This is a genomic window from Kitasatospora sp. NPDC056783, from assembly GCF_042789895.1.
GTDB lineage: Bacteria > Actinomycetota > Actinomycetes > Streptomycetales > Streptomycetaceae > Kitasatospora.
The window spans coordinates 1-7,905 of record NZ_JBHUAF010000397.1; the positions used below are offsets into that span (position 1 = coordinate 1).

At 73.6% G+C, this 7,905-nt stretch carries 8 protein-coding genes and 1 pseudogene; 5 read left to right on the forward strand and 4 right to left on the reverse strand.

Annotation, left to right across the window (positions count from 1 at the left end):
- Window positions 1-268 precede the first annotated feature (268 nt).
- From rsrA to ACFRMQ_RS34805, 4 genes and pseudogenes are all read right to left on the reverse strand, one after another.
- A pseudogene (rsrA, locus tag ACFRMQ_RS34790) lies at window positions 269-562 on the reverse strand (mycothiol system anti-sigma-R factor); the annotation flags it as partial.
- The gene (locus tag ACFRMQ_RS34795; protein ID WP_380734790.1) at window positions 559-1,464 is read right to left on the reverse strand and encodes a sigma-70 family RNA polymerase sigma factor; all 906 of its coding nucleotides are present in this window, start codon (window positions 1,462-1,464) and stop codon (window positions 559-561) included. The pseudogene rsrA and the gene ACFRMQ_RS34795, both read right to left, overlap by 4 nt.
- A 151-nt stretch (window positions 1,465-1,615) precedes the next feature.
- Window positions 1,616-2,254: an alpha/beta family hydrolase gene (locus ACFRMQ_RS34800; RefSeq protein WP_380734791.1), complete on the reverse strand. Its 639-nt coding sequence runs from the start codon at window positions 2,252-2,254 to the stop codon at window positions 1,616-1,618.
- A gap of 102 nt (window positions 2,255-2,356) precedes the next feature.
- A complete protein-coding gene (locus ACFRMQ_RS34805; RefSeq protein ID WP_380734792.1) occupies window positions 2,357-3,106 on the reverse strand; it encodes an SOS response-associated peptidase in 750 nt (249 codons plus the stop codon).
- Between the two features lie 190 nt (window positions 3,107-3,296).
- On the opposite strand from ACFRMQ_RS34805, the gene ACFRMQ_RS34810 reads away from it, so the two are divergent.
- From ACFRMQ_RS34810 to hisN, 5 genes are all read left to right on the forward strand, one after another.
- On the forward strand, window positions 3,297-4,022 hold the full coding sequence (locus tag ACFRMQ_RS34810) for a M50 family metallopeptidase (protein WP_380734793.1): 726 nt from the start codon (window positions 3,297-3,299) through the stop codon (window positions 4,020-4,022).
- A gap of 53 nt (window positions 4,023-4,075) precedes the next feature.
- Window positions 4,076-5,407, forward strand: coding sequence for a 3-phosphoshikimate 1-carboxyvinyltransferase (gene aroA, locus ACFRMQ_RS34815; protein WP_380734794.1), 1,332 nt, complete (start codon window positions 4,076-4,078; stop codon window positions 5,405-5,407).
- Between the two features lie 15 nt (window positions 5,408-5,422).
- Window positions 5,423-6,475, forward strand: coding sequence for a ribosome small subunit-dependent GTPase A (gene rsgA / locus ACFRMQ_RS34820; RefSeq protein ID WP_380734795.1), 1,053 nt, complete (start codon window positions 5,423-5,425; stop codon window positions 6,473-6,475).
- A gap of 172 nt (window positions 6,476-6,647) precedes the next feature.
- The gene (locus ACFRMQ_RS34825) at window positions 6,648-6,971 is read left to right on the forward strand and encodes a DMT family transporter (RefSeq protein WP_380734797.1); all 324 of its coding nucleotides are present in this window, start codon (window positions 6,648-6,650) and stop codon (window positions 6,969-6,971) included.
- Window positions 6,972-7,085: 114 nt separating this feature from the next.
- On the forward strand, window positions 7,086-7,883 hold the full coding sequence (gene hisN, locus ACFRMQ_RS34830) for a histidinol-phosphatase (protein ID WP_380734798.1): 798 nt from the start codon (window positions 7,086-7,088) through the stop codon (window positions 7,881-7,883).
- Window positions 7,884-7,905 lie beyond the last annotated feature (22 nt).

Consider the following 7,905-nt stretch of genomic DNA (forward strand, 5'->3'; position numbering starts at 1 on the left):
GGGAGCGTACGCTCCCGGGGCCGCTGCCCTCCTTGTCCGAACCGTCGGCCCGCCCTCGCCGACGGGCCGACGGGCTACCGCGCCGGGCGGTCGGCCGTCCGCGCGGCCTCCGCACGGGCGTTCGCCCGACCGGCCGTCACTCCGCCTGGGCGCCGGCCTCGACCGGCGCGCCGGGCCGCTCGGCCGGCGGCAGACCGGCCCGTGCCTCCTCGGCCACCACGCCCGGCCTGGGCGCCGGCCTGGCCGACTCGACGTGCACCTCGACCGTGGTCTCCACCGCGACCACCACCTGCTCGCCCGAACGCTGCCCGGACCGGATCGAGTCGATCCTGGCCAGCACCTTGCCGCGCAGGTCCGCCGGAGTGTCGTCGCACCCGCAGGAGCGCTTGATCAACGCCTTGATCGCCTGCTCCAGCCCGTACTGCTTCAGGCACGGCGAGCACTCCTCGAAGTGCACCCGCAACTTTGCGCAGTCACCTTCGGGCATCTCGTTGTCGAGGAATTCATAGAGGTGGTCGAGGACCTCGCCACACTCGGTTTCGTGCGGATCGCCGCAGCTCATGAGCCCGAGCCCTTCGCTTCCTGCCCTGCCCCGCTGCCGGCCGGGACGAGCCCGCGCTCACGGGCGTAATCCTCCAGCATGCCGCGCAGCTGACGGCGGCCGCGGTGCAGCCGGGACATCACCGTACCGATGGGAGTACCCATGATGTCCGCGATCTCCTTGTACGCAAAGCCTTCTACGTCCGCGAGATACACGGCGATCCGGAATTCCTCCGGAATGGCCTGGAGCGCGTCCTTCACATCGCTGTCGGGGAGGTGGTCGAGCGCCTGGGTCTCGGCCGAGCGCAGACCCGTCGACATGTGCGACTCGGCCCTGGCCAGCTGCCAGTCCTCGATCTCCTCCGCCGCGGTGCGCTGGGGCTCCCGCTGCTTCTTGCGGTACGAGTTGATGAACGTGTTGGTGAGGATGCGGTACAGCCAGGCCTTGAGGTTCGTACCCTCACGGAACTGGTGGAACGACGCGTACGCCTTCGCGAACGCCTCCTGGAGCAGGTCCTCCGCGTCGGCCGGGTTGCGCGTCATGCGCAGCGCCGCCGAGTACATCGGATCCAGGAAGCCCAGGGCGTCGCGCTCGAAGCGCTCCCGCCGAGCCTCCTCGCTCTCCTCGGCCGACACCCGGTAGGTGTCCTCACCGATCGCCTCGGCCAGCTCCTCACCGGTGAGCGCCTCGCCCGCAGGCAGGGCCTCGTCCGGGCCACGGCCCGGATCGGCCTCGTGCTCGGTCCCGACGACCGGACCCACCTCCTCGGCATGACGGGCACGGCCCACGGCGGGCCGCCCAGAAATGGAGGATATAGGGCTGACGGGCTTCTCGCCCGCGTCGAGCCACTCCGGCCAGGAGCGGGCGAACGCCGCGGCGGCCTCGCGCTCCTCAGGCCGTTCGGGGCACGCGATCGAACCCATCTGCCCTGCCTCTCACCGGTGACTCCTTGCTGACGGACACGACAACCACCGGCACCCCGCCCGCATTCCCACCCACCCCCGCCCTTCACTCGCACGAGTGATCGAGCGGAAGCCGTCCGCTCACGGCGGCGAGGCCGCCCCGCCGGAACCGTCAGACCAGCGCCAGCACCCAGTCCCCCACCGACGAGCAGATCAGGTCCAGCACCTCCCGCTGCCCCACCGACGCCCGCTTCGGCACCTCGAAGCCGTGGTTGCCGTACGGCAGCGCCACCAGCTCGTGCCCCTCCGGCAGCTCCGGGAACTCCCCCGGCCCGCCGAACGGGTCCGCCGCACCCTGCACCACCAGCGTCGGCAGCCCCGACCCCAGCAGCTCCTCGGCCCGGCTCCGCTCCGGCCTGCCCGGCGGGTGCAGCGGGAACGCCAGCGCCACCACCCCCACCGCCCCGGTCGCCGCCCCCGTCCGGCAGGCCACCCGCGCCCCGGCGCTGCGCCCGCCCACCACCAGCGGCAGCCCCTGCCCGGCCAGCAGCTCCGCCACCGGCCGCCAGCCCAGGTCCAGCGTCTTCGGCGCCGGGCCCAGCTTCTTGCCCGCCACCCGCCACGGCTGCTCGACCAGCGCCACGGTGATCCCCCGGGCCGGCAGCTCCCCGGCCAGCGCCACCAGGTCCCGGGCCCCGGTCCCGCCGCCCGCGCCGTGCCCGAGCGCCAGCACGGCCCTGGGCTCCGCGGCCCGGTGGTAGGTGATCCGGGCCTCGCCGGCCTCCGTGGGAACGAGTTCGGTGGTGCTCATCGCGGTGACTCCAGGAACGTTCGGGACGACTCGGGGACGGCTTCGGGACGGCTTCGGGACGACTCGGGGACGGCTTCGGGCAGCGGCGTCGGAACAGCCGCGTCAGAACAGCGTGGTCACGACCTCGGTCCACGGCTCCGTGAGCTCCGGGCCGTTGTTGCGGATGCTGCCGACCGCCGGCGACACCGGGGTGGCCCGCAGTGCGCCCGGCGGCGGGGGTATCAGCAGCCGGCGCGCGGCGTCCGGGTCGGTCAGCCGCGGGTCCAGCCACGCGTCCCAGTCCTCCCGGTCCAGGAACAGCGGCATCCGCTCGTGGATCGGCGCCAGCGACTCCTCGGCGTCCGTGGTGACGATCGTGAACGTCACCAGCCAGGCCTGCGGGTGCCCCGGCGGCACCGCCCGGTCGCGCCAGAACTCGTACAGCCCGGCCAGCGCCAGCGGACCGCCGTCCGCCCGGGAGACGAAGTACGGCTTCTTGCGCGCCTTGCCGCGCTCCCCCGGCACCGTCTGCCACTCGTAGTAGCCGTCCACCGGCAGGACGCACCGGCGCGCCGCGAAGGCCTGCCGGTACGAGGGCTTCTCGTGCACCGTGTCCGACCGGGCGTTGATCATCTTCACCGCCGTCTCGGCGGAGTTCGACCACTGCGGCACCAGCCCCCAGCGCAGCACCCGCAGCTGGCGCACCGCCCGCGACGGCCGCTCCTTCGCCAGCCGCTCCAGCACCACGAAGGCGCTGTTGGTCGGCGCCACGTTCCAGTTCGGATCCAGGGTCTCCTCGGGCTCCCAGTGCTCCACCCCGAACAGCTCGACGAGGTCCTCGGGCTTGCTGCTGGCTGCGAACCGACCGCACATGCGGGCCAGCTTGCCATGCCGCCGGTCCTCGGCACCTCTTCGTCCCCGCACCGCAACCACCCGCTCCCGCCCGCCCGTCCCTCCATGGGAGGCTGCCCCGAACGGCCCAGCGCGACGGCCCAGCGCGACGGCCCGACCCGACGGCCCGCCACAAGGGCCCGGCACGACGGACGGAGGCGGAGAGACACCGATGAACACGAACGACCAGACCCTCGCCGACCTGTGGAACCAGGTCAGCGGCACCCAGACCGCCCCACCCGGGTGGCTGGTCCTGGCCACCGGCGCCGCCGCCCTGCTCACCGTCCTGGCCCGCCCGCTCTGGCACGTCGCCCGCAACGCCGTGACCATCGCCCACGAGGGCGGCCACGGCCTGATCGCCCTGGTCACCGGCCGCAAACTGGCCGGCATCCGGCTGCACTCCGACACCTCCGGCCTCACCCTCTCCTACGGCCGCCCCACCGGCCCCGGCATGGTCCTCACCGCCGCCGCCGGCTACACCGCCCCCGCCCTGCTCGGCCTCGGCTGCGCCGCCCTGCTCGCCGCCGACCGGATCACCCTGCTGCTCTGGCTCGCGGTCGCGCTGCTGCTCGCCCTGCTCCTGCGCATCCGCAACGCCTTCGGCTTCCTCACCGTGCTGCTCACCGGCGCCGCCTTCTTCCTGGTCTCCTGGTTCGGCAGCGCCGAGGTCCAGGCCGGCTTCGCCTACCTCGGCTGCTGGTTCCTGCTCTTCGGCGCCGTCCGCCCGGTCCTGGAGCTCCAGCACCAGCGCCGGATCGGCTGGGCCCGCGACTCCGACGCCGACCAGCTGGCCCGGATCACCCACGTCCCCGCCCTCGCCTGGGTCACCGTCTTCCTGCTCGTCACCCTCGCCTGCCTCGGCCTCGGCACCTCCTGGCTGCTCCAGCCGCTCCACTGAGGCCCCCGTCCGAGCGACACGGGTCGTTCCGGTACGGCCCCTAGACTTGCCCCATGACCGAGACCCTGTGGCCCGCCCCCGTCGCGACCAGCCCCGTCGACGCCACCGTCACCATCCCCGGCTCCAAGTCGGTCACCAACCGGGCCCTGGTGCTGGCGGCGCTCGCCGACGGACCGGGCTGGGTGCGCCGCCCGCTGCGCAGCCGCGACTCCCAGCTGATGGCCGACGGCCTGCGCGCCCTCGGGGTCACCATCGAGGAGAAGGTCAACAACGACTCCGGCGGCACCGGCGGCGGCGAGGCCTGGCGGGTCATCCCCACCCCCGTGCTGCGCGGTCCGGCCTCCGTCGACGTCGGCAACGCCGGCACCGTGATGCGCTTCCTGCCGCCGCTCGCCGTCCTCGCCGACGGCCCGGTGCACTTCGACGGCGACCCGCGCTGCTACGAGCGCCCCCAGCACGGCGTGATCAACGCCCTGCGCGCGCTCGGCGCCCGGATCGAGGACGGCGGCCGCGGCGCCTTCCCGCTCACCGTGCACGGCACCGGCTCACTGGACGGCGGCCCGGTCGAGCTGGACGCCTCCTCCTCGTCCCAGTTCGTCTCCGCCCTGCTGCTCTCCGGCGCCCGCTACAACCACGGCATCGAGGTCCGCCACGTCGGCGGCCCGGTCCCGTCGCTGCCGCACATCCGGATGACCGTGGAGATGCTGCGACTGGCCGGCGCCCAGGTCGACGCCCCCGAGGACGGCGGCGAGAAGGACGTCTGGCGGGTCACCCCCGGCGCCCTGATCGGCCGTGACCTGGTGGTCGAGCCGGACCTCTCCAACGCGGCGCCGTTCTTCGCCGCCGCCCTGGTCACCGGTGGCCGGGTCACCGTGCGGGACTGGCCCAAGCACACCACCCAGCCCGGCGACCAGCTGCGCGAGATCTACACCCGGATGGGCGGCGCCTGCGAGTTCACCGACGAGGGCCTCCAGTTCACCGGAACCGGCCGGATCCACGGCATCGAGGCCGACCTGCACGACGTCGGCGAGCTCACCCCGGTGATCGCCGCCGTCGCCGCGCTCGCCGACTCCGAGTCCCACCTGTACGGCATCGCCCACCTGCGCCTCCACGAGACCGACCGGCTCGCCGCGCTCGCCAAGGAGATCAACGACCTCGGCGGCGACGTCACCGAGACCGAGGACGGACTGCGCATCCGCCCCCGCCCGCTGCGGGGCGGCATCTTCCACACCTACGAGGACCACCGGCTCGCCACCGCCGCCGCCGTCCTCGGCCTCGCCGTCCCCGGCGTCGAGGTCGAGAACGTGGCCACCACCGCCAAGACCCTGCCCGACTTCCCCGGGATGTGGTCCGAGCTGCTCGGCGAAGCGACGGCGGACCTCTGAGCGGAGACTGAGCACATGCGCCGCTACGGCAAGGACGCCGACGAGGACGACATCCGCAACCGCCCCGCCCGCCGGGGCTCCCGGCCGCGGACCCGGATCCGGCCCAAGCACGAGGACGCCGCCGAGGCGATGGTGCTGACCGTCGACCGCGGCCGGATCACCTGTCTGATCGACCCGGGGACGAAGCAGGAGCGCGAGGTCGTCGCCATGAAGGCCCGCGAGCTGGGCCGCAAGGGCGTCGTCGTCGGCGACATCGTCAACCTGGTCGGCGACCTCTCCGGGGACGCCGACACCCTGGCCCGGATCGTCCGGGTCGAGGAGCGCAGCTCGGTGCTGCGGCGCACGGCGGACGACGACGACCCGTACGAGCGGATCGTGGTCGCCAACGCCGAGCAGCTGGCCATCGTCACCGCGCTGGCCGACCCGGAGCCCCGCCCCCGGCTGATCGACCGCTGCCTGGTGGCCGCCTACGACGCCGGCATGGAGCCGCTGCTGGTGCTCACCAAGTCCGACCTCGCCCCGGCCTCGACCCTGCTGGACTCCTACGCCACGCTCGGCATCGGCTACGTGGTCACCCGCCGCGACGAGCTGGAGACCACCGGCGCCGAGGCGGTGCGCGAGCACCTGCGCGGACGCTCCACGGTGTTCATCGGCCACTCCGGCGTCGGCAAGACCACCCTGGTCAACGCGCTCGTCCCGGACCGCCGGCGGCAGACCGGCCACGTCAACGCCGTCACCGGGCGCGGCCGGCACACCACCGTCTCCGCCCTGGCGCTGCGGCTGCCCCCGCCGCCCGGCGCCAAACCCGGCTCGAAGAAGGCGCTGAACCCCGGCTGGGTGATCGACACCCCCGGCTTCCGCTCCTTCGGCCTCTCGCACATCGACCCGTCCCGGGTCATCCACGCCTTCCCCGACCTGGAGCCCGGCACCGTCGACTGCCCGCGCGCGTGCAGCCACGACGAGCCGGACTGCGCGCTGGACGCCTGGGTCGAGGACGGCCACGCCGAGGCCGCCCGGCTCTACTCGCTGCGCCGTCTGCTGGCCAGCAAGGAGGGCGAGGCCGACTAGGCCGTGTCTCATCATTCGAGTCGGACGGGAATGACGAGACACGGCCTGGGTCGTGTCCGGGGCCCGTCGAAGCTCGTGGCCCGTTCGAGGTGTCGGAGCGGCCCTCCCTGGCGATCATAGGAAAGTCAGGCCGGGTACGGTCCGACTCTCGATCCGACAGGGAGGGCGCGCGATGGCATGGGCCCTGGTGGTCCTGGCCGGCCTGCTGGAGACCGGCTTCGCGGTGAACCTCAAGCTCAGCGAGGGCTTCACCAAGCTCTGGCCCACCGTCAGCTTCTGCGTGTTCGCCCTCGGCAGCTTCGGCCTGCTCACCCTCTCCCTGAAGAGCCTGCCGGTCGGGCCCGCCTACGCGGTGTGGACGGGCATCGGCGCGGCCGGGACCGCGATCTACGGCATGGTCTTCCTGAACGAGACCAGCTCGGTGCTCAAGCTGGTCTCGATCTCGCTGGTGATCGCCGGCGTCATCGGCCTCCAGCTCAGCGGCACGGCGCACTGAGCGGCCGCGCGCCCGGCGTCCGCGCCCCGCTCGTACGGCCGTCACCGCGCCCGCCGCGTCCCGCTCCGCGAGCCCGGCTGTGCCGATCGGGGGAGGCTCGCTAGGGTTTCGGACATGGCCGACTACCACGACGATCTCCGACTCGCCCATGTCCTCGCCGACTCGGCCGACTCGGTCACCCTGGAGCGCTTCCGCGCCCTCGACCTGTTGGTCGAGACCAAGCCCGACCTCACCCCGGTGAGCGACGCCGACAAGGCCGCCGAGGAGCAGGTGCGCGCCGTGCTCCAGCGCGCCCGGCCGCGCGACGCCGTGCTCGGCGAGGAGTTCGGCCTCCAGGGCTCGGGCCCGCGCCGCTGGGTGATCGACCCGATCGACGGCACCAAGAACTACATCCGCGGCGTCCCGGTCTGGGCCACCCTGATCGCCCTGCTGGAGGACGGCCCGGACGGCGTCGAGCGCCCGGTGGTCGGCATCGTCTCCGCCCCCGCGCTCCAGCGCCGCTGGTGGGCGGCCAAGGGCCTCGGCGCGTTCGGCGGCCGCAGCCTGGCCAAGGCCTCCCGGCTGCACGTCTCCGGCGTCTCCCGGATCGAGGACGCGTCCTTCTCCTACTCCTCGCTCACCGGCTGGGAGGAGCGCGGCCGCCTCGACCCGTTCCTGGACCTCACCCGCGCCTGCTGGCGCACCCGCGCCTACGGCGACTTCTGGTCCTACATGATGGTCGCCGAGGGCGCCGTCGACATCGCCGCCGAGCCCGAGCTGTCGCTGTGGGACATGGCGGCCAACTGCATCATCGTCGAGGAGGCCGGCGGCCGCTTCACCGGCCTGGACGGCGTCCCCGGCCCCGGCGGCGCCGACGCCGTCGCCTCCAACGGCCTGCTGCACGAGGAGACCCTGCGCCGGCTCTCGGTCTGAACGTGGTCGCGGCCCCCGTGAC